The 271-nt window shown below is 60.1% G+C and carries 1 protein-coding gene; it reads left to right on the top strand.

Annotated elements, in window-relative coordinates; genetic code table 11:
* Positions 1-12: 12 nt before the first annotated feature.
* Positions 13-271: hypothetical protein (locus tag R0J92_RS23150; protein WP_411053396.1), on the top strand; the 259-nt coding region annotated here is incomplete at its 3' end.

The following is a 271-nucleotide window of genomic DNA, read 5'->3' as shown; positions in this document are numbered from 1 at the left end:
GACCGGGCATGGATGATCGAATATACGCCCGATCTCCTGCGCTTTCGCAATTCGCATGAATGGTGCAAGGGCAGTACGACGCCCTATATTGCCGAGCTTCAGGAAGTTCCGACGACACTGATCGCATGGCTGCACCGCTATCTGACCAGGGGACAGGCCGTCGCGGTTCACGACGTCCGCGGACTGCCACGCACCGCCCGCGCCCTTCAGGCGGAGTTTCTGCGGCAGGGAAACCAGAGCATTCTCAGCATTCCCCTCTTTCATCACGACC

The organism is Tritonibacter sp. SIMBA_163, from assembly GCF_046535935.1.
In the GTDB taxonomy this organism is placed as follows: Bacteria; Pseudomonadota; Alphaproteobacteria; order Rhodobacterales; family Rhodobacteraceae; genus Epibacterium; species Epibacterium scottomollicae.
Note: the sequence above shows the minus strand (reverse complement) of the source record. Positions and strands in the feature narration are given on the sequence as shown.